Origin of the sequence: Streptomyces sp. BBFR51 (assembly GCF_044591655.1) — a bacterium.
In the GTDB taxonomy this organism is placed as follows: Bacteria; Actinomycetota; Actinomycetes; order Streptomycetales; family Streptomycetaceae; genus Streptomyces.
Genome location: NZ_CP172448.1, coordinates 5338225 through 5357179 on the forward strand (window position 1 = coordinate 5338225; position 18955 = coordinate 5357179).

The following is an 18955-nucleotide window of genomic DNA, read 5'->3' on the forward strand; positions in this document are numbered from 1 at the left end:
GGTGTCAGTGCGCAGGCCGGTGGCGTGGATCGTGGCGGTCGTGTTCTTCCTGGAGGCGGTCGGCGTCGCGGCGCTGAACTGGTTCCTGGGGATCGTCGTCGACCGGCAGGACATGTCCCTGGCCGGTCTCGACCCGGACATGATGTCCGTGTCCTCGAAGATCGGCGGGCTCGTCTTCGGGCTCTACTTCGCGCTGTGCGGGCTCGTCGCCCTGCTCGTGGCGCTGCGCGACCGCGCGCCCGCCGGGCTCGGCCGGGTCCTGCTGATCAGTGCGGCCGTGGTGCACGGGCTGCTCGGCGCCTTCTCCTGGGGGCTGGTGGGTCCCGGCGCCTTCATCTCCATGATCGTCGTACTGGGTCTCGTCGTGCTGCTGCTGATGACGTACGACGCCCACGGTGAGCCCGCCGCCGGGCAGCCCGCCCCCGGACGGCCCGAGGACGGCAAGGGCGGCGACGGCTCTCCGGTCAGCGCTCCGCCGGCGCCCACAACTCCGTGATACCGACCCCGAGTTCGGCGAGGAGACGCCGCAGCAGGGGCAGGCTGAGGCCGATCACGTTGCCGTGGTCGCCCTCGATGCCGTCGATGAACGGGGCCGAGCGGCCGTCCAGGGTGAACGCCCCGGCGACGTGCAGCGGCTCGCCGGAGGCCACGTAGGCCGCGACCTCCTCGTCGGTCGGCTCGCCGAAGCGGACGACGGTGGAGGCGGTCGCCGAGACGTGGCGGCCGGAGGCGGTGTCCCAGACGCAGTGGCCGGTCTGCAGCGTGCCCGCCCGGCCGCGCATCGCCTTCCAGCGGGCGGTGGCCTCCTCGGCGTCCGCGGGCTTGCCCAGTGCCTGACCGTCCAGGTCGAGCACCGAGTCGCAGCCGATCACCAGGGCGCCGTGCACCTCGGGCTTCGCGGCCACGACGGAGGCCTTGGCCTCGGCCAGGGCGAGGGCCAGCTCGGCGGGGGTGGGCGCCGTGACGGCTTCCTCGTCGACACCGCTCACGAGCACCTCGGGGGCCAGACCGGCTTGGCGGAGCAGGCCGAGGCGGGCCGGGGACCGGGAGGCGAGGACGAGTCGGCGGGGCTGCTGATCTGTCATGGGATCAGGGTATCGGCGGCATCGGGGCCGCCGGGGCCTCAGTGCAGGCCGAGCACCAGCATCGCGAGGACCATGGCCAGCGCCAGGAAGACGCTCAGCCGCCGCAGCATGTCCTGCATGTCGCGCAGTTCCTTGGGCGGCTCGTTCTCGGGGTCGGACCACAGCATGCCACCAGCGTGGGGCTTGGCCGTGGGGGGCGCTTGAGTACGGGTACTTATTTGGGGCGCGGGGTTGCAGTGCTGTGCGACCACGCGGCGGAGCCGCACCTCGACACAGCCTCGCGCCCCTGTGGTATCCGGCCTCAGGCCGGCCAGTACGTGCGGGTCCAGGATGCCGGGCCCGGCCGGGGGACGTGGGCCGCCGCGATGCGGGACGGGTCGGACCACGCGTCGCGCGGGGTTTCGGCGTCGGACGGCTCGGCGGCTGCCGTCGCGGCGCGGGCGCGGACCACCGTCAGGGCGGCGGCCAGTTCCTCCGGGGTGGGGTTGCCCCGTACGACCTTGATCACAGCGGCTCCTTGCAAGGACGGGGTTCAGAGGGGGATGTTGCCGTGCTTCTTCGGGGGGAGGGATTCGCGCTTGGTGCGCAGTTGGCGCAGGCCGCGGACGACGTGGCGGCGGGTGTCGGAGGGCATGATCACCGCGTCGACGTAGCCGCGCTCGGCCGCCGTGTAGGGGTTGAGGAGGGCGTCCTCGTACTCCTGCATGAGGCGGGCGCGGGTGGCCTCGGGGTCGTCGGAGCCGGTGATGGTGCGGCGGTGCAGGATGTTGACCGCGCCCTGGGCGCCCATGACGGCGATCTGGGCGGTGGGCCAGGCCAGGTTGAGGTCGGCGCCCAGGTGCTTGGAGCCCATGACGTCGTAGGCGCCGCCGAAGGCCTTGCGGGTGATGACCGTGATGAGCGGGACCGTCGCCTCCGCGTAGGCGAAGATCAGTTTGGCGCCGCGGCGGATGATGCCGTCGTGCTCCTGGTCGACGCCGGGCAGGAAGCCGGGGACGTCGACGAAGGTCAGGACGGGGACGTTGAAGGCGTCGCAGGTGCGCACGAAGCGGGCCGCCTTCTCGGAGGCGGTGATGTCCAGGCAGCCCGCGAACTGCATCGGCTGGTTGGCGACGATGCCCACGGGGCGGCCCTCCACGCGGCCGAAGCCGGTGAGGATGTTCGGCGCGAACAGCGGCTGGGTCTCGAAGAACTCGGCGTCGTCCAGGACGTGCTCGATGACGGTGTGCATGTCGTAGGGCTGGTTCGCCGAGTCCGGGACGATCACGTCCAGCTCGGTGTCCTCGTCGGTGACGGCGAGGTCGGCCTCCTCGGGGAAGGCGGGGGGCTCGGAGAGGTTGTTGGACGGCAGGTACGACAGCAGCTGCTTGACGTACTCGACGGCGTCCTTCTCGTCGCCCGCCATGTGGTGGGCCACGCCCGAGGTGGAGTTGTGGGTGCGGGCGCCGCCCAGCTCCTCGAAGCCGACGTCCTCGCCGGTGACCGTCTTGATGACGTCGGGGCCTGTGATGAACATGTGGCTGGTCTGGTCGACCATCACCGTGAAGTCGGTGATGGCGGGGGAGTAGACCGCGCCGCCCGCGCACGGGCCGACGACCAGGCTGATCTGCGGGATGACGCCGGAGGCGTGGGTGTTGCGGCGGAAGATCTCGCCGTACGCCCCGAGTGAGGCCACGCCCTCCTGGATGCGGGCGCCGCCGGAGTCGTTGATGCCGATGACCGGGCAGCCGGTCTTCAGCGCGAAGTCCATGACCTTGACGATCTTCTGGCCGTAGACCTCGCCCAGCGCGCCGCCGAAGACGGTGAAGTCCTGGGAGAAGACGGCGACGGGGCGGCCGTCGACGGTGCCGTAGCCGGTGACGACGCCGTCGCCGTAGGGGCGGTTCTGGTCCAGGCCGAAGTTGGTGGAGCGGTGCCGGGCGAATTCGTCCAGCTCGACGAACGAGCCCTCGTCCAGCAGGAGGTCGATGCGCTCACGGGCCGTCAGCTTGCCCTTGGCGTGCTGTTTCTCCACGGCGCGTGCGGAACCGGCGTGCGTCGCTTCCTCGATACGGCGCCTGAGATCCGCGAGCTTGCCCGCGGTCGTGTGGATGTCGGGCTGCTGCTCTTCCGGCTCGGACATCGGGATGCGGCTCCCTGCCTGCTCAAAAGGGGGGGGACGGTTACTCATCCGTAGAGTAGTAGGGGCCCTTCCGATCGGCAGTGCGGTGTTTCCCACACCTAGGGTGGGTTGCATGACGCCCCGAGACTCCTCCGACTCCCCGAACAGCCGGTGGTCCGACCTGGACCGGCCGCCCCTGAACAGCACGGCCCTGCGCCGGGGACTGGTACGGGGGGACGGGCTGTGGAACCAGGTGGACGTGGTACAGCGCACCGGTTCCACCAACTCCGACCTCGTGGCCCGGGCCGCCGACCGGAAGCTGCCCGAGGGGGCCGTCCTCGTCGCCGAGGAGCAGACCGCCGCGCGGGGCCGCCTGGACCGGCAGTGGACGGCGCCGGCCCGGTCCGGGCTCTTCTTCTCCGTACTGCTGCGGCCCGCCGAGGTGCCCGTGACCCGCTGGGGCTGGCTGCCGCTGCTCACCGGCGTCGCCGTGGCGACCGGGCTGTCCCGCACCGCGGGCGTCGACACGTCCCTGAAGTGGCCCAACGACCTGCTGGTGACCGTCGGCGACGAGGAGCGCAAGGCCGGCGGCATCCTGGCCGAGCGGGCCGGGGACGACGGGGTCGTCATCGGCGTCGGCATCAACGTCAGCCTCCGGGCGGACGAGCTGCCGGTCGCGCGCGCCGGGTCGCTGGCGCTGGCCGGGGCCGTGAACACCGACCGGGATCCGCTGCTGCGCGGGGTGCTGCGCTCGCTGGAGGAGTGGTACGGGCGGTGGCGGGCGGCCGGGGGCGACCCGGCGGCCAGCGGGCTCCAGGAGACCTATGCGGCCGGCTGCGCGACGCTCGGGCGGATGGTGCGGGCTGAACTGCCGGGTGAGCGGTCGCTCGTGGGGGAGGCCGTGGCCGTGGACGGCGACGGGCGGCTCGTGCTGGCGACGGAGACGGGGGTCCAGGAGCCGGTGGGCGCCGGTGACATCGTCCACCTGCGCTTGGCGTGACCGCGACCGACAGCCAGGCCCGGGGCACGATCCGGAAGGCGTGAGGGTGCCCTCCGACGGGTCCGCGTGACTGACCGTACGGCCGGCGGCTGCCCGGTGCGGGCTCGGGGTGCAGGTCGGGAGGGCCGAGGGTGGTCTCGCGCTGGTCCGCGTGGCTGGCCGTGCGGGTGGGCGGCCGCCCGGTGCGGGCTGGGGTGGCGGTCGTGCGAGCGGGTGGCTGCCCCGGGCGGGCTGGGGTGTGGGTCCAGAGGGGTGAGGGTGGTCTCGGGTGGGGCTGGGGTGGTGGCCGTGCGGGTGGACGGTTGCTCCGGGCGGCTGGGGGGTGCGGCCGGGGCGGCGGGAGCGCGGCTGGGCGGTTGCCCCGTGTGGGCTGGGGCTGCGGGTCGGGAGGGCCGAGGGCGGTCTCGGGCGGGTTGGGGTGGCGGTCGTGCGGGCGGGTGGCTGCCCCAGGCAGGCTGGCGGTGGGGTTCGGGAGGGTTGAGGGTGGTCTCGGGTGGGGTCGGGGTGGTGGCTGTGCGGGTGGGCGGTTGCTCCGGGCGGGCTGGGAGTCCGGGGCCGGGGTGACGGGAGTGTCGGCCGGGGTGACGGGAGTGCCGGCCGGGGCGGCGGGAGTGCGGGCCGGGAGGGGTGAGGGTGGTCTCGGGTGAGGCTGGGGTGGTGGCCGTGCGGGTGGGCGGTTGCCCCCGGCGGGCTGGGAGTGCGGGCCGGGTGACGGGAGTGCTGGCCGGGGCAGTGGGAGTGCGGGTCGGCGTGAGGGGAGTGTGGGTCGGGAGGGGTGAGGGTGGACTCCGGTGGGTCGGGGTGGTGGCCGTGCGGGTGGGCGGTTGCCCCGGGCGGGCTGGGAGTGCGGGCCGGGTGACGGGAGTGCTGGCCGGGGCAGTGGGAGTGCGGGTCGGCGTGAGGGGAGTTTGGGTCGGGAGGGGTGTGGGTGGATTCCGGTGGGTCGGGGTGGTGGCAGTGCGGGACGGTGGTGGGCCCGGGGTGGTTCGGGAGCTGGGCCGCGCGGGAGTGAGCTGGGGCACACCTGACGTAAAGTTGTGGCCGGTCGAACCTGACCGCGGCAGATCGGAAGGGCAGCAGGCGTGACCGTCGACGACACGGGCTCCGGCGCGGACGGGGACGGCCGGGTGGACCCCGAGCCCGCCCCGGCCTCCGCCGACCCCGGCGAGGACCCGCTCGCGCTGCGCCTCGAGGGGCTCATCCTGGGTGCCGAGCGCCGCTACACCCCCTTCCAGGCCGCCCGCAGCGCGGGCGTCTCCATGGAACTGGCCTCCCGTTTCTGGCGGGCCATGGGCTTCGCCGACATCGGGCAGGCCAGGGCCCTCACCGAGGCGGACGTGCTCGCCCTGCGGCGGCTGGCCGGTCTGGTGGAGGCGGGGCTGCTCAGCGAGGCCATGGCCATTCAGGTGGCCCGGTCCACCGGGCAGACCACCGCCCGGTTGGCCGAGTGGCAGATCGACTCCTTCCTGGAGGGCCTGACCGAGCCCCCGGAGCCCGGGATGACGCGCACCGAGGTCACCTATCCCATCGTCGAGCTGCTCCTGCCCGAGCTGCAGGAGTTCCTCGTCTACGTCTGGCGGCGCCAGCTCGCCGCCTCGGCCGGCCGGGTCGTGCAGGCCGGTGACGACGAGGAGATGGTGGACCGGCGGCTCGCGGTCGGCTTCGCGGACCTGGTCGGCTTCACCCGGCTGACCCGCCGGATGGAGGAGGAGGAACTCGGCGAGCTGGTCGAGGCCTTCGAGACCACCTGCGCCGACCTGGTGGCCGCCCGCGGCGGACGGCTCATCAAGACCCTCGGCGACGAGGTGCTCTACGCCGCCGACGACGCCGGTACGGCGGCCGAGATCGCCCTGCGGCTCATCGAGACGATGGCCAACGACGAGACCATGCCGGAACTGCGCGTCGGCATCGCCTTCGGCACGGTCACCACCCGGATGGGCGACGTCTTCGGCACGACCGTCAACCTGGCCTCCCGGCTCACCTCGATAGCCCCCAAGGACGCCGTCCTCGTCGACACCGCCTTCGCGGACGAGCTGATCCGTACGCGCGACGCCCCCGCCTCGGAGGCGGCGGCCGCCGAGGAGGCCGCAGCCGCGGAGAAGGAGGGCGAGGAACCGCCGGCGTACCGCTTCGCGCTCCAGCCGATGTGGCAGCGTCCGGTGCGCGGTCTCGGCGTGGTCGAGCCGTGGCTGCTCACACGCCGCGGTGACGGCGGCGGGGAGTCGTAAACCCGTACAGCCGTAAACCCGTACAGCCGTAAACCCGTACAGCCGTAAACCCGTACCAGCCGTACAGCCGGCGCCCCCGCCTCCGTCAGTCGTCGCCGTCGCGCAGGTCCACGCACAGGCCGATCACCGGCACGCACAGGCCCGGATCGCCGGGCTCCGCGGTCGGGGCGGACGTCGGCGGCGTGGCGCTGCCCGGCGGCGGGGTCGGCGCGGGGCCGGGGTGGTCGGACCGCGAGGGCTGCGGGGAGCGCGGCGACTGCGGCTGCCGCGGAGTGCCCGGGGCCGGGGTCCGGTCCGCGTCCTCCCGCTCGGCACCCTGGCCGTGGGCGTTCGGGGTGTCCGGCCCGCCTGTCGCGGTGGGGAGGGGCGCCGCCGGGCCGCTCGCGGACGGGCCCCGTACGAGACCCGGGCCGGGGGAGGCGCTGAGCCCGCCCATGGCCGACGTCGCCGAGGGACTCGCCCCGGGCGTCCCGGCGGTGCCCGCGGCGGCGGCCGGTGTCGTCGCCCGGTCCGTGGCGGTGTCCCGGCCCGCCCCGTCCTGGCGCGGCCCGGCCTCCGCGCCGAAGCCGCCCACGTCGCCCGCGTCGCCGCCGGGCCCGGGCAGCAGGCGTACGAGGCTCAGGGCGCCGGCCGCCAGGGCGAGGCCGCCGGCGGCCAGCACCGCCTTGCGGGGGCGCGGCCTGCGGTGCCGGCCGCGGCGGCCCCACGGGTGCTGCGGCTTCGTAGGTGTGCCGGTCGTCGTCATGATCCCTCCCCGGTGCGCACGCGCCCCCGCTGCGCCGTGGCGGAGCGAGGCTACGGGCCGCCGCCGGCCGGGGTACTGCGGTCGGCCCGATGTCACTCGAACGGGTAATCGGGGCGGTTCGGGGGCGGGCGCGTCCGGCCTTCCCTCGCACGGGCCCGCCTGCGATGATCGGGCGGTCGGGTTGTTAACACGCGTTAACCGGAGGGTGTCATGAGCGAGGAGCGGTTCGGAGAGTTCGTGCTGGTGCGGCGGCACGGGGACGGACATGTCGCGGAGCTCGCGCTCGACCGGCCGAAGGCCATGAACGCCGTCTCGACCGCGATGGCCCGGTCCGTGAGCGCGGCGTGCGCGGCGCTGGCCGAGGACCGGAGCGTACGGGTGGTGGTGCTGACCTCGACCCACGAGCGGGCGTTCTGCGTCGGGGCGGACCTGAAGGAGCGCAACTCCTTCTCCGACGCCGATCTGCTGCGCCAGCGGCCCGTGACGCGCGGCGCGTACACCGCGGTGCTGGAGCTGCCGGTGCCCACGGTCGCCGCCGTGCACGGGTTCGCGCTGGGCGGCGGGTTCGAGCTGGCGCTGTCCTGCGACGTGATCGTCGCCGACCGTACGGCCGTGGTGGGGCTGCCGGAGGTTTCGGTGGGGGTGATTCCGGGCGGCGGCGGTACGCAGTTGCTGCCGCGCCGGGTGGGGGCCGCGCGCGCCGCCGAGCTGGTGTTCACGGCCCGGCGGGTGGCGGCCGGGGAGGCGCGTGAGATCGGGCTCGTGGACGAGCTGGTGGACGAGGGCCGGGACCGGGAGGAGGCGCTGGACCTCGCCTCCCGGATGGCCGCGAACTCGCCCGTGGGGCTGCGCGCGGCCAAGCGGGCGCTGCGGCTCGGGCACGGTCTCGACCTGCGGGCGGGGCTCGAGGTGGAGGACGCGGCGTGGCGGTCGGTGGCGTTCTCGGGGGACCGGGCGGAGGGGGTGGCGGCGTTCAACGAGAAGCGGGCGCCGCGGTGGCCGGGTGAGTGAGGCGGCCACCTGATCACCGTCCGCCCCCTCGCGCCGGGAGCCCTCACCAGCCCCACCAGCCCCCACCCCGTCCGACAATCGCCCGGTTTGCCCCGTTTGAGTAACGTTTCTTCGTGAATCTCCCTAGCCTGGAGTGATGGGTGACGACAGGCGGCTCGCGGCCGTGGTGGCACTGGCGCAGGGCATGGCCGCCGCGCACAGCTCGCGCGACGCGTGGCGGGCGGCGGCGGACGGTGCGTGCCTGGCGCTGGGCGGCAGTTTCGCCGCGCTGTCGGTGTGGGAGCGCGAGCTGGGCCGGCTCCGGGTCCTGGTGAACGTGGGCCTGCGGGCCGAGGACGAGGAGGAGTTCCCGGAGGACGAGTCCTATCCCGTGCACCAGTTCGCGGAGATCACCGAGTTCCTGCACGAGCGCTGGGCCGGCGGCGGTGAGCCCGACGCCTGGGTGGAGACGGCCGAGGGGCCCGCCGCCGGGCGCCCCGGGTACGTCCATCAGCGCGTCGCCGCCCTGCGCCGCCGGGGACGCGGCTGCTGCGTGGTCGCGCCGATCGTGCTGCACGGCCGGGCGTGGGGCGAGCTGTACGTGGCCCGCCCGGTCGGGGAGCGGGTCTTCGTGCGGGGCGACGCCGACTTCGCCACCGTACTGGCCTCGGTCGTCGCCGCCGGGATCGCGCAGACCGAGCGGCTCGAGGAGGTCCGGCGCCTCGCGTACACGGATGCGCTCACGGGGCTGGCGAATCGCCGCGCCGTCGACTCCGCGCTGGACGAGGCCGTCGAGCGGCACCGCGAGGAGGGCGTCGTCGTCAGCCTCGTCGTCTGCGATCTGAACGGCCTCAAACGGGTGAACGACACGCACGGTCACGCCGTCGGCGACCGGCTCCTGGAGCGGTTCGGGTCGGTGCTGTCGCTGTGCGGGGCGATGCTGCCGGGGGCGCTCGCTGCGCGGCTCGGCGGGGACGAGTTCTGCCTGCTCGCGGTCGGGCCGCCCGCCGACGCGGTGGTCAAGGCGGCCGAGGAGCTGTGCCGCCGGGCGGCCGAGCTGGAGCTGGGGGACGGCGTGGCCTGCGGAGTGGCGTCCACGGAGGACCCCGTCGGGCCCGTCCGTTCCGCCCGCCGGCTGTTCCGGCTCGCCGACGCCGCCCAGTACCGCGCCAAGGCCGAGCGGGCGGCCGGGCCGGTCGTCGCCGGCCGTGAGGGGCCCGACGATCCCGTCGTACGGCTCGCGGACGAGCCCTCCAGGGAGGAGGGCGGCGAGCGCAGGCGGTTCCGCGGGCGGCACTCCCCGTAGCGGCCGCGACGGGGCGGCGGTAAGGGGCGCGGCGGGCACCCGGCAGTGACGCATCCCCTCGTGACATCATCGAATTCACTGCGTACGCTCCTGAATATGGATATGCACACTGTGGTGGTGGGGACCTCCGGGGTCACGGCGTCCGACGTCCTCGCCGTGGCGCGGGCCGGCGCCCGGATCGAACTCTCCGGCGACGCGGTCGCCGCCCTGGCCGCGGCCCGCTCCGTCGTGGACGCGCTGGCCGCCAAGCCCGACCCCGTGTACGGCGTGAGCACCGGCTTCGGCGCCCTGGCGACCCGGCACATCAGCCCGGAGCTGCGCGCGCAGCTCCAGCGCAACATCGTGCGCTCGCACGCCGCCGGCATGGGTCCGCGCGTCGAGCGCGAGGTGGTCCGCGCGCTGATGTTCCTGCGGCTGAAGACCGTCTGCTCCGGCCGCACCGGCGTGCGCCCCGAGGTCGCGCAGACCATGGCCGACGTGCTCAACGCCGGCATCACCCCGGTCGTGCACGAGTACGGCTCGCTGGGCTGCTCCGGCGACCTCGCGCCGCTGTCGCATTGCGCGCTCACCCTCATGGGTGAGGGCGACGCCGAGGGCCCCGACGGGAGCGTACGGCCGGCCGGCGAGCTGCTCGCCGAGCACGGGATCACGCCGGTCGAGCTGCGCGAGAAGGAGGGCCTCGCCCTGCTCAACGGCACCGACGGCATGCTCGGCATGCTGGTCATGGCCCTCGCCGACCTCGACACCCTCTACAAGTCCGCCGACATCACCGCCGCGCTGACCATGGAGGCCCTGCTCGGCACCGACAAGGTGCTCGCTCCCGAGCTGCACGCCATCCGCCCGCACCCCGGGCAGGCCGCCAGCGCCGCCAACATGGCCGCCGTGCTCAAGGGCTCGGGCCTGACCGGGCACCACCAGGACGACGCCCCCCGCGTCCAGGACGCCTACTCGGTGCGCTGCGCGCCGCAGGTCGCCGGGGCCGGGCGGGACACGATGGCCCACGCGGGTCTCGTCGCCGAGCGTGAGCTGGCCGCGGCCGTGGACAACCCGGTCGTTCTTCCTGGGGGCACCTCCCAGGCTTTCGGCACTGGGGGAGGGCGGGTGGAGTCCAACGGCAACTTCCACGGCGCTCCGGTCGCCTACGTCCTGGACTTCCTCGCCGTCGCCGTCGCCGACCTCGGCTCCATCGCCGAGCGGCGCACCGACCGGCTCCTCGACAAGAACCGCAGCCACGGCCTGCCGCCGTTCCTCGCCGACGACGCGGGCGTCGACTCCGGTCTGATGATCGCCCAGTACACGCAGGCCGCCCTGGTCGGCGAGTTGAAGCGGCTCGCCGTACCGGCCTCGGCGGACTCGATCCCGTCCTCCGCGATGCAGGAGGACCACGTGTCGATGGGCTGGTCGGCGGCGCGCAAGCTGCGTACGGCCGTCGACAACCTCACCCGCGTGATCGCCGTCGAGCTGTACGCCGCCACGCGCGCGATCCAGCTCCGCGAGGGCCTCACCCCGGCGCCGGCCTCGCGGGCCGTCATCGACGCCGTACGGGCGGCCGGTGTCCAGGGTCCGGGCCCGGACCGCCACCTGGCGCCCGACCTCGCCGCGGCGGACGCGTTCGTGCGCGCCGGGCACCTGGTCACGGCGGCGGAGACGGTCACGGGGCCGCTGCGTTAGCCGGCGACGAGAGGGCCCTGCCGTGGCGGCGGGGCTCTCTCCAGGTCAAAAGAACGTCAAGTTCTCTCAGAGGCCGAGGCGTTCCCGGCGCACCGAGTAGCCCACGAAGCCGGCGCCGAGGCCCAGGCAGAGGGCGCCGCCGACGACGTACGGCGTGCTGTCGAAGCTGCCGGTGTCGGCCAGGCGGGTGGGGGCGGCGCCCTCGCCGGTCACCGCCGTGTCCGTGGAGGCGGCGGCTCTGGCCTGCGCCGTGACCTGCGGAGACGGGGTCGCGGCGGCGGACTCGAGCACCGGTGTCTCGGGTGTCGCGTTCGCCGACGGGACGAACCACAGAGCACACAGCAGGCCGCCCGCGGAGGCGGCGGTCAGCAACGAACGGCGAGCGGATGACACGGAATATCGATCCCCTTGTGGCGCTGGCGAATTGGCCGTGTGGGCAGATGTTAGTGAAAGGCGCGGGTCACAGGAAAGTCACGGGAGGGGTCGGCCTTACGCTCCGGGCATGAGCACTCCAGAGACATCACGGTTTGTACGTATTCGCGTCGAGCTCGTTCTCGAGATCGACGACGAGGAGGCCGTCACCGGGGCCGCGCTGCAGACGCTCGCCGACGACGCCGACCTGTCCGACACGGAACGGGCCGACTCCGAGCGCGCTGTGACGGAGGACACCGCCGAGGCCCTGGCTCATCTCGTGGACCCGTTCGACCTGGTCAGCGGGGTACCCGGGGTGGAACTCCAGCAGGCCTCCTGGAGCAGCGAGCAGATCGACTACGACCCCGATTCGCCCGAGTGGGACCTCGACGGGGATGATGGCGGCGAGAACGACCCGGAAGACGATGAAATGACGGTCGGCTGACGCAGTGTGGGGAAAAACCTGACCCCGGGCGGCAACCGCCGTCCGGGGTTTCGTCGTCTCAAGGTGCGCACTGACCGACCTCCGCACCGTCTGCCGCCTTCGCGGTCGAAACGTGGTGTGCCCCACACGTGCGAGCGATGTGGAACGGGACGAACCGGTCGTAGCGTTGAAAGTTATTGACGGGGTATCTCGGGGTTTCGGGAATCGGCAACGATGGAGAAGCGTGTGATGACGGACGGTAAGCGGCGCAAGGGTCTGGCGGCCGCGTCCGCACTGCTCGGCGGTGTGCTGGTGCTCTCGGCGTGTTCCAGCAGCGACGCCGACTCCGGGGGTGGGGACGGCAAGACCTCGCAGGCGGAGGTCGACGAGGCCGCGGCGAAGAAGACGTCCGAGGCTCAGATCAAGATCACCCCCAAGGGCGGCTCGGACAACGCCTCCATCAACAACTCCGCCGGAGTCACCGTGAGCAAGGGCACGCTCACCGAGGTGAAGATGACCGCCACGGACGGCACCGAGGTCAGCGGCGAGATATCCGCGGACAAGACGAGCTGGAAGCCCGGCGGCCAGCTGGAGCGCGCCACCAAGTACCAGATCACGGCGACCGCGCAGGACTCCGAGGGCCGCGCCGCCCACGAGAACGCGTCGTTCACCACGGTCTCCCCGGAGAACAGCTTCATCGGCACCTTCACCCCGGACGACGGCAAGACCGTCGGTGTCGGCATGCCCGTGTCGATCAACTTCGACAAGGAGATCACCGACAAGGCCGCCGTCCAGAAGGGCATCACGGTCAACAGCAGCAGCGGCCAGGAGGTCGCCTGCCACTGGTTCAGCACCCAGCGCATGGACTGCCGCCCCGAGAACTACTGGACGGAGAACTCGACCGTCACCCTGAAGCTGGCGCTCGACGGGGTCGAGGGCGCCGACGGCGTCTACGGCGTCCAGCAGAAGTCGGTCACCTTCAAGATCGGTCGCAACCAGGTCTCCTACGTCGACGCGAAGACCAAGCAGATGAAGGTCACGCAGGACGGCAAGACGGTCAAGACCATCCCGATCTCCGCCGGTTCCCCGGACAACAAGACCTACGAAGGCCAGATGGTGATCTCCGAGAAGTTCAAGGAGACCCGGATGGACGGCTCGACGGTCGGCTTCACCGACGACGACGGCAAGGGCGAGTACGACATCAAGGACGTGCCGCACGCCATGCGCCTGAGCACCTCCGGCACCTTCATCCACGGCAACTACTGGGGCAAGGGCATCTTCGGCAACGCCAACACCAGCCACGGCTGCGTGGGCCTGGAGGACGCGAAGGGCGCGGGCGACCCGAACACGCCGGCCGCCTGGTTCTACAACAACTCGGTCATCGGTGACGTGGTCGTCGTCCAGAACACCGGCGACAAGACCGTCTCCCCGGACAACGGCCTCAACGGCTGGAACATGGACTGGGCCCAGTGGAAGGCGGGTTCGGCGGTCTGACGCCGAACTCCCCCCGGGACGGCAGTACTTCGTACGGGCGCCCGCCACCCCTCGCACCGGGGTGGCGGGCGCTCGCCGCTTTCCGGCTTCTCATGCTCCTCTTACGCGGGGCTTATCCCTTCATCACGGGCCGTACCTACTTTGCGGCCATGTTCTTCACCTACCTGAGGCGCGAGTTGCGCCGCCGCAGAAAAGCGGCCCTCGTCGTCGCCTCCGGCCTGGCGCTCGGCATCGCGCTGGTCATCGTCGTCGACTCCGTCTCCTCCGGCATGGGCCGGGCCCAGGACAAGGTCCTTCAGTCCCTGTACGGACTGGGCACGGACATGACGGTCACCAAGGCCGCGTCGCCCACCTCCGGCAGCACCGCCGAGCGGCCGCGCTTCCGCTTCGACGCCCAGGACGACGGTGCCGAGGAGGAGCAGAGCACCGACCGCGTCATGGTGCAGGGCCTCCAGACGCTGGCGGGTTCGACCGTCGGCAAGGTCGCCGGGCAGAGCGGTGTCGCCGACGCGGTGGGCGGCCTGAGCCTCCAGGTCGTCAAGGTCAGCGGCGAGTTCTCCCGCGGCCAGTTCCAGCAGGACGGCTCGGGTGGCGGATCGGGCGAGGGACAGGGGCAGGGCCAGGGTGGCGGTCCGGGTGCCCAGTCCCCGCAGGGCCGGGTCCAGGGCGGCGGCGCCGACTTCGACGTCAACAGCTACTCCGTCTACGGCACCGACGTCACCGAGCCCGCCCTCGGCCCGCTGACCTCCTCCACGATCACCAGCGGCCGCACCTTCAAGGAGACGGAGACCGACGCCAAGGTCGCCGTCGCCGACTCGGCGTACGCCAAGGAGAAGAAGCTCAAGACCGGCAGCACGGTCACCGTGAAGGGCACCGAGTTCGAGGTCGTCGGCATCGCCACGGCCGACAGCGGCGACGCGGCGGCCAACCTCTACCTGCCGCTGAAGCAGGCGCAGACGCTGGGTGACGCGAAGGACAAGGTCACCACCATCTACGTCAAGGCGACCGACTCGCAGCGGATCGACGGCGTCAAGTCCGCGATCCAGAAGAACATCTCGGGTACCACGGTCACCACCTCCGCCGACCTCGCCGACACCGTCTCCGGCTCCCTGTCCACCGCCTCCTCCCTCGCCGCGGGCGTGGGCAAGTGGCTGTCGATCGTCGTCCTGGTGGCCGCCTTCCTGGTCGCCGGCCTGCTCACCTCCTCCGCAGTCTCGCGCCGGGTGCGCGAGTTCGGCACGCTCAAGGCACTGGGCTGGCGCTCGGGCCGGGTCACCCGGCAGGTGGTCGGCGAGGCCGTCGTCAACGGCCTGGTCGGCGGGGTCCTCGGCATCGCGCTCGGCCTCGCGGGCGCGTACGTCGTCACCGCCGTCAGCCCGACGCTCCAGGCCCAGCTCGGCGGCGGCACGGGCGGCGGCGGGGGCGCGGGCGGTCCCGGCGGCTTCGGTGGCGGCGGTGGCGGCATGGGCGGTCCCGGCCGGCAGACCGCCGCGAAGACCCTGGACATCGCGCTCACCGCGCCCGTCAGCCTCACCACCATCGCCCTCGCGGTCGCCCTCGCCGTGGCCGGCGGGCTCGTCGCCGGCGGCTTCGGCGGCTGGCGCGCCTCCCGGCTCCGCCCGGCGGACGCCCTGCGGCGCGTCGAGTAACCGCCGCCCCGCCCCCTCACGTTCCCCAGGAGTTGCACCATGTACGAACTCAGCGGCGTCACCAAGCACTACACCCGCGGCAAGGACACCGTGCACGCCCTCGACGGCGTCGACCTGACCATCGCCGACGGCGACCGGCTCGTCATCCAGGGCCCCACCGGCGGCGGCAAGTCCACGCTGCTCCAGATGCTGGGCGCCCTCGACCGGCCCAGCTCGGGCGAGATCGTCCTCGACGGCACCGACCTGGCCAAGCTCCCGGAGGCGCGGCTGACCCGGGTGCGCAGCGAGAGCATCGGCTTCGTCTTCCAGTCCTTCAACCTCATCCCGACCCTGACCGCGCAGGAGAACGTCGAGACCGCGCTGGTCCCGCTCGGCGTCAGGGCGAGGGAACGGCGCGAGAAGGCCGCCGAGGCGCTGGCGTCCGTCGGGCTCGGCGAGCGGCTCGGTCACCTCCCCGGCGAGATGTCCGGCGGCCAGCAGCAGCGCGTCGCCATCGCCCGCGCGCTGGTGAAGCAGCCGAAGGTGCTGCTCGCCGACGAACCCACCGGAAACCTCGACGAGTCGACGCGCGACGAGATCATGGACGTACTCGACCGGATGTGGAAGGAGCTGGGCCTGACCTTCGTGATGGTCACCCACGACTCGGCGATCGCGAAGAAGGCCCCCCGCGTGGCCACGATCCGCAAGGGCCGCATCACCGTCAAGGAGAACGCCTCGGCCTGACGCCACACACCGCGACACCGCACGGCGGTCCGCCGGAAGCAGCGCGTCCGGTGGGCCGCCCGTGTTTCGCTGGGTCCATGACGGCCCAGACAGTCGAGTACGTCCGGTACCGCATCCCGGAGGACCGGTCGGCGGAGTTCCTGTCCGCCTGCACCCGAGCTGCCACCCACCTGGCGGCCGCACCGCAGTGCGTCGACTACGAACTGGCGCGCTGCGAGGAGGACCCCGACCATCACGTCCTGCGCATCACCTGGACGTCCACGCGCGAACACACGGAGGGATTCCGCTCGTCGGAGCCCTTCCGGGCGTTCTTCGCCGAGATCCGCCCCTAGGTCGGCGACATCCAGGAGATGCGCCACTACCGGCCGACCCCGGTGCGCGGCACCGGCGCCGCCGTCCCCACCCCGTACGCGTGGGCGGGCGGCGCGGAGGCCTTCTCCCGGCTGACGGACGTCTTCTACGGCAAGGTCCTCAAGGACGAGCTGCTGGCGCCGGTGTTCGCGGGAGCGGCCTTCCCGGAACATGCCGAGCACGTGGCGCTGTGGCTCGGCGAGGTCTTCGGAGGCCCTCCCGCCTACTCGGACGCGCACGGCGGGCACGGCGGGCACGCCCACATGGTCTCCAAGCACCTGGGCAGGAACATCACCGAACCCCAGCGCCGCCGGTGGGTGGACCTCCTCCAGGACGCCGCGGACGAGGTGGGCCTGCCCACGGACGCCGAGTTCCGCTCGGCCTTCCTCGCCTACATCGAGTGGGGCACGCGGCTCGCCGTGTACTTCTCGGGCCCCGACGGCGGGCGCCCCGTCGAGCAGCCGGTACCACGCTGGAACTGGGGCGCGGCACCGCCGTACCAGGGGTGACCCAAGGGTCGTGACGGGGCGTCAGTCGGTGCAGTTCTCGGCCGGGACACCCGGCTCGTCACGACGGCAGTGAAGCCGCCGCGTCCGCCCCCCAGCTCGCCAGCAGCCGCAGCGCCTCCGCGGACGGTGAGCCCGGCTCCGCGTGGTACGTGATGAAGGCCTGCTCGTCGTCGTCGACCAGGCGGAACGTCTCGAAGGACAGGGTCAGGTCGCCGACCAGCGGGTGCCGCATCCGCTTGACGCCGTAGCTCTTCTCCTTGACGTCGTGCGTGGCCCACAGGCGGCGGAACTCCTCGCTCTTCACGGACAGCTCGCCCACCAGCGCGGACAGCCGCGGGTCGTCCGGGTGCCGGCCCGCGTCCATGCGCAGGAAGCTGACCATGTCGTACGCCTTCTGGTCCCAGTCGATGAACAGCTCGCGGTAGTCCGGGTTCAGGAAGACCAGCCGCGCCCAGTTCCGCTCCGCGGCCGGCAGCTTGCCCCAGTCGCCGAAGAGGGCCGCGGCCATCCGGTTCCAGGCGAGGATCTCCGAGCGGCGGCCCGTGACGTACGCGGGCACCGTGTCGATGGACTCGAGCAGCTGGAGCAGCGCCACCCGCACCGGCTGCTTGCCCCGCGGGGGCCCCGTCCGCCCGCGCTGCTGCTTCGGCTTCGCCAGGTGCGTCAGGTGGGCCTGCTCCGCGTCGGTCAGCCGCAGCGCGCGGGCGATCGCGTCCAGGACCTCCGCCGACACGTTCTGCCCGTTGCCCTGCTCGAGACGGGTGTAGTACGCCACCGACACCCCGGCAAGCTGCGCCAGCTCCTCGCGCCGCAGCCCGGGCACCCTGCGCTGCCGCCCGAACGACTCGAGCCCCACGTCCTCCGGCTTCAGCCGCGCCCGCCGGGTGCGCAGGAACTCGCTCAGTTCGGCTCGCCGGTCAAGCTGTCCATCCATGCTTCCAGTATCACCGCACGTATTCCCCGTCGTACGCACACGAGCCTGTCCCCGTCAGTGGTACGCACGCTGGACGTACGCAAAGCCGTGGTCTGGGTGGATCCGCAGGTCGCAGGCAGGGTGGAAGCGTCACCCAGTCAAGCCAAGAGAATCCCGGAGAACCCCGGCATGACCACTGTCGCCGCGTACGCAGCACCCGCCGCCAAGGCTCCGCTGGAGCGCACCACCATCGAGCGGCGCGAGGTGCGTGAACACGACGTCCTGATCGACATCAAGTTCGCCGGCATCTGCCACTCCGACATCCACCAGGTTCGCGAGGGCTGGGGCGAGGCCATCTTCCCGATGGTGCCCGGCCACGAGATCGCGGGCGTCGTGTCCGAGGTCGGCCCCGGCGTCACCAAGTACGCCGTCGGCGACCGCGTGGGCGTCGGCTGCATGGTCGACTCCTGCCGCGAGTGCGACAACTGCAAGGCCGGCCTGGAGCAGTACTGCACCAACGGCAACGTGATGACGTACAACGCCGTGGGCAAGGACGGCGAGGTCACCTACGGCGGCTACTCGCAGAAGGTCGTCGTCGACGAGAACTTCGTCCTCGGCATCCCCGAGGGCATCTCCCTGGACGAGGCCGCGCCCCTGCTGTGCGCCGGCATCACCACGTACTCCCCGCTCAAGCGCTGGAACGCGGGTCCCGGCAAGAAGGTCGCCGTCGTCGGTATGGGCGGCCTCGGCCACATGGCCGTCAAGCTCGCGCACGCCCTGGGCGCCGAGGTGACCGTGCTGTCGCAGTCCCTGCGCAAGAAGGACGACGGCGTGCGGCTCGGCGCCGACCACTACTACGCCACCAGCGACCCGGCCACCTTCGAGGAGCTGGCCGGCAGCTTCGACCTGATCGTCTCCACGGTCTCGGCCCCGCTCGACCTGGGCGCCTACCTGGGGCTGCTGAAGACGGAAGGCACCCTGGCCAACGTCGGCGCCCCCGAGGAGCCGGTCTCCCTCAACCTGTTCGCGCTGCTCGGCGGCGGCAAGAGCCTCGCCGGGTCGGCGATCGGCGGCATCGCCGAGACCCAGGAGATGCTGGACTTCTGCGCCGAGCACGGCATCGGCGCCGAGACAGAGCTGATCGCCGCCTCTGAGATCAACGAAGCGTACGAGCGGGTCATGGCCAGCGACGTGCGCTACCGCTTCGTGATCGACACCGCGACGATCTGACGCCCTCCCGGTCCCGGGGCCGTGGGCGGAATTCCTGGCGGAGCAGGTGAAGGTGTGATTCGCCGCGGCATTACTGGCCGAAATTGTCCGCGCCTGAAGAATATGCGCATGACAAATATGGCAAA

18 protein-coding genes and 1 pseudogene are annotated in these 18955 nt (G+C 72.5%); 12 read left to right on the forward strand and 7 right to left on the reverse strand.

What is annotated here, in order from left to right; all coding sequences use genetic code 11:
• The first annotated feature begins 1 nt into the window (after nt 1).
• The gene (locus ACGH7X_RS24535; RefSeq protein ID WP_399887965.1) at nt 2–496 is read left to right on the forward strand and encodes a hypothetical protein; all 495 of its coding nucleotides are present in this window, start codon (nt 2–4) and stop codon (nt 494–496) included.
• Here the strand turns inward: ACGH7X_RS24535 and ACGH7X_RS24540 are convergent.
• The 4 genes from ACGH7X_RS24540 to ACGH7X_RS24555 all read right to left on the reverse strand — a co-directional run bounded on the left by ACGH7X_RS24540 (nt 465) and on the right by ACGH7X_RS24555 (nt 3207).
• Nucleotides 465–1085 (reverse strand): nucleoside triphosphate pyrophosphatase, encoded by a 621-nt coding sequence (locus ACGH7X_RS24540; RefSeq protein WP_399887967.1) that lies wholly within the window; start codon nt 1083–1085, stop codon nt 465–467. The two genes, ACGH7X_RS24535 and ACGH7X_RS24540, sit on opposite strands and share 32 nt — an antisense overlap.
• Before the next feature lie 38 nt (nt 1086–1123).
• Nucleotides 1124–1252, reverse strand: coding sequence for a morphogenic membrane protein MmpB (gene mmpB, locus ACGH7X_RS24545; RefSeq protein ID WP_399887969.1), 129 nt, complete (start codon nt 1250–1252; stop codon nt 1124–1126).
• A gap of 134 nt (nt 1253–1386) precedes the next feature.
• A complete protein-coding gene (locus ACGH7X_RS24550; RefSeq protein ID WP_399887971.1) occupies nt 1387–1593 on the reverse strand; it encodes an acyl-CoA carboxylase subunit epsilon in 207 nt (68 codons plus the stop codon).
• 24 nt (nt 1594–1617) lie between these two features.
• Entirely contained in the window at nt 1618–3207 is a 1590-nt protein-coding gene (locus tag ACGH7X_RS24555; protein WP_399887973.1) for an acyl-CoA carboxylase subunit beta, read from the reverse strand.
• 112 nt (nt 3208–3319) lie between these two features.
• On the opposite strand from ACGH7X_RS24555, the gene ACGH7X_RS24560 reads away from it, so the two are divergent.
• Nucleotides 3320–4186, forward strand: coding sequence for a biotin--[acetyl-CoA-carboxylase] ligase (locus ACGH7X_RS24560; RefSeq protein WP_399887975.1), 867 nt, complete (start codon nt 3320–3322; stop codon nt 4184–4186).
• Between the two features lie 1082 nt (nt 4187–5268).
• Nucleotides 5269–6414 (forward strand): adenylate/guanylate cyclase domain-containing protein, encoded by a 1146-nt coding sequence (locus ACGH7X_RS24565; protein ID WP_399887977.1) that lies wholly within the window; start codon nt 5269–5271, stop codon nt 6412–6414.
• An 85-nt stretch (nt 6415–6499) separates the two neighbouring features.
• Here the strand turns inward: ACGH7X_RS24565 and ACGH7X_RS24570 are convergent, their stop codons facing one another.
• The gene (locus ACGH7X_RS24570) at nt 6500–7159 is read right to left on the reverse strand and encodes a hypothetical protein (RefSeq protein ID WP_399887979.1); all 660 of its coding nucleotides are present in this window, start codon (nt 7157–7159) and stop codon (nt 6500–6502) included.
• A 210-nt stretch (nt 7160–7369) separates the two neighbouring features.
• On the opposite strand from ACGH7X_RS24570, the gene ACGH7X_RS24575 reads away from it, so the two are divergent.
• The 3 genes from ACGH7X_RS24575 (at nt 7370) to hutH (ending at nt 11126) form a co-directional block, all read left to right on the forward strand.
• Complete coding sequence (locus tag ACGH7X_RS24575; RefSeq protein WP_399887981.1) at nt 7370–8170, forward strand: enoyl-CoA hydratase/isomerase family protein; 801 nt, start codon at nt 7370–7372, stop codon at nt 8168–8170.
• 136 nt (nt 8171–8306) lie between these two features.
• Nucleotides 8307–9455, forward strand: coding sequence for a diguanylate cyclase domain-containing protein (locus tag ACGH7X_RS24580; protein WP_399887983.1), 1149 nt, complete (start codon nt 8307–8309; stop codon nt 9453–9455).
• Between the two features lie 102 nt (nt 9456–9557).
• Complete coding sequence (gene hutH, locus ACGH7X_RS24585) at nt 9558–11126, forward strand: histidine ammonia-lyase (protein ID WP_399897317.1); 1569 nt, start codon at nt 9558–9560, stop codon at nt 11124–11126.
• Between the two features lie 66 nt (nt 11127–11192).
• Here the strand turns inward: hutH and ACGH7X_RS24590 are convergent, their stop codons facing one another.
• Nucleotides 11193–11519, reverse strand: a complete 327-nt coding sequence (locus tag ACGH7X_RS24590; RefSeq protein WP_399887985.1) for a hypothetical protein — start codon at nt 11517–11519, stop codon at nt 11193–11195.
• A 109-nt stretch (nt 11520–11628) separates the two neighbouring features.
• Here ACGH7X_RS24590 and ACGH7X_RS24595 point away from each other — a divergent pair, with 109 nt between their 5' ends.
• The 5 genes and pseudogenes from ACGH7X_RS24595 (at nt 11629) to ACGH7X_RS24615 (ending at nt 16687) form a co-directional block, all read left to right on the forward strand.
• A complete protein-coding gene (locus ACGH7X_RS24595) occupies nt 11629–11982 on the forward strand; it encodes a hypothetical protein (RefSeq protein WP_399887987.1) in 354 nt (117 codons plus the stop codon).
• Between the two features lie 228 nt (nt 11983–12210).
• Nucleotides 12211–13455 (forward strand): Ig-like domain-containing protein, encoded by a 1245-nt coding sequence (locus ACGH7X_RS24600; protein WP_399887989.1) that lies wholly within the window; start codon nt 12211–12213, stop codon nt 13453–13455.
• A gap of 149 nt (nt 13456–13604) precedes the next feature.
• On the forward strand, nt 13605–15104 hold the full coding sequence (locus ACGH7X_RS24605) for an ABC transporter permease (protein ID WP_399887990.1): 1500 nt from the start codon (nt 13605–13607) through the stop codon (nt 15102–15104).
• 39 nt (nt 15105–15143) lie between these two features.
• On the forward strand, nt 15144–15827 hold the full coding sequence (locus ACGH7X_RS24610; protein ID WP_399887992.1) for an ABC transporter ATP-binding protein: 684 nt from the start codon (nt 15144–15146) through the stop codon (nt 15825–15827).
• Between the two features lie 77 nt (nt 15828–15904).
• Nucleotides 15905–16687, forward strand: a pseudogene (locus ACGH7X_RS24615) (group II truncated hemoglobin).
• Between the two features lie 58 nt (nt 16688–16745).
• Here the strand turns inward: ACGH7X_RS24615 and ACGH7X_RS24620 are convergent.
• Nucleotides 16746–17621 carry a helix-turn-helix domain-containing protein gene (locus ACGH7X_RS24620; RefSeq protein WP_399887994.1) on the reverse strand — a complete coding sequence of 292 codons (876 nt, stop codon included), beginning with the start codon at nt 17619–17621 and terminating at the stop codon, nt 16746–16748.
• A gap of 168 nt (nt 17622–17789) precedes the next feature.
• Here ACGH7X_RS24620 and ACGH7X_RS24625 point away from each other — a divergent pair, with 168 nt between their 5' ends.
• Nucleotides 17790–18830 (forward strand): NAD(P)-dependent alcohol dehydrogenase, encoded by a 1041-nt coding sequence (locus ACGH7X_RS24625; RefSeq protein ID WP_399887997.1) that lies wholly within the window; start codon nt 17790–17792, stop codon nt 18828–18830.
• The last annotated feature ends 125 nt before the right edge of the window (nt 18831–18955 follow it).

Bases quoted from the DNA above. Each gene is read 5' to 3' on its own strand.
- ACGH7X_RS24620 (WP_399887994.1), bottom strand. From the start codon at position 17,621: ATGGATGGACAGCTTGACCGGCGAGCCGAACTGAGCGAGTTCCTGCGC.
- ACGH7X_RS24555 (WP_399887973.1), bottom strand. From the start codon at position 3,207: ATGTCCGAGCCGGAAGAGCAGCAGCCCGACATCCACACGACCGCGGGC.
- ACGH7X_RS24570 (WP_399887979.1), bottom strand. From the start codon at position 7,159: ATGACGACGACCGGCACACCTACGAAGCCGCAGCACCCGTGGGGCCGC.
- ACGH7X_RS24605 (WP_399887990.1), top strand. From the start codon at position 13,605: ATGTTCTTCACCTACCTGAGGCGCGAGTTGCGCCGCCGCAGAAAAGCG.
- hutH (WP_399897317.1), top strand. From the start codon at position 9,558: ATGCACACTGTGGTGGTGGGGACCTCCGGGGTCACGGCGTCCGACGTC.
- ACGH7X_RS24560 (WP_399887975.1), top strand. From the start codon at position 3,320: ATGACGCCCCGAGACTCCTCCGACTCCCCGAACAGCCGGTGGTCCGAC.
- mmpB (WP_399887969.1), bottom strand. From the start codon at position 1,252: ATGCTGTGGTCCGACCCCGAGAACGAGCCGCCCAAGGAACTGCGCGAC.
- ACGH7X_RS24595 (WP_399887987.1), top strand. From the start codon at position 11,629: ATGAGCACTCCAGAGACATCACGGTTTGTACGTATTCGCGTCGAGCTC.
- ACGH7X_RS24540 (WP_399887967.1), bottom strand. From the start codon at position 1,085: ATGACAGATCAGCAGCCCCGCCGACTCGTCCTCGCCTCCCGGTCCCCG.
- ACGH7X_RS24600 (WP_399887989.1), top strand. From the start codon at position 12,211: ATGACGGACGGTAAGCGGCGCAAGGGTCTGGCGGCCGCGTCCGCACTG.
- ACGH7X_RS24610 (WP_399887992.1), top strand. From the start codon at position 15,144: ATGTACGAACTCAGCGGCGTCACCAAGCACTACACCCGCGGCAAGGAC.
- ACGH7X_RS24580 (WP_399887983.1), top strand. From the start codon at position 8,307: ATGGGTGACGACAGGCGGCTCGCGGCCGTGGTGGCACTGGCGCAGGGC.
- ACGH7X_RS24575 (WP_399887981.1), top strand. From the start codon at position 7,370: ATGAGCGAGGAGCGGTTCGGAGAGTTCGTGCTGGTGCGGCGGCACGGG.
- ACGH7X_RS24625 (WP_399887997.1), top strand. From the start codon at position 17,790: ATGACCACTGTCGCCGCGTACGCAGCACCCGCCGCCAAGGCTCCGCTG.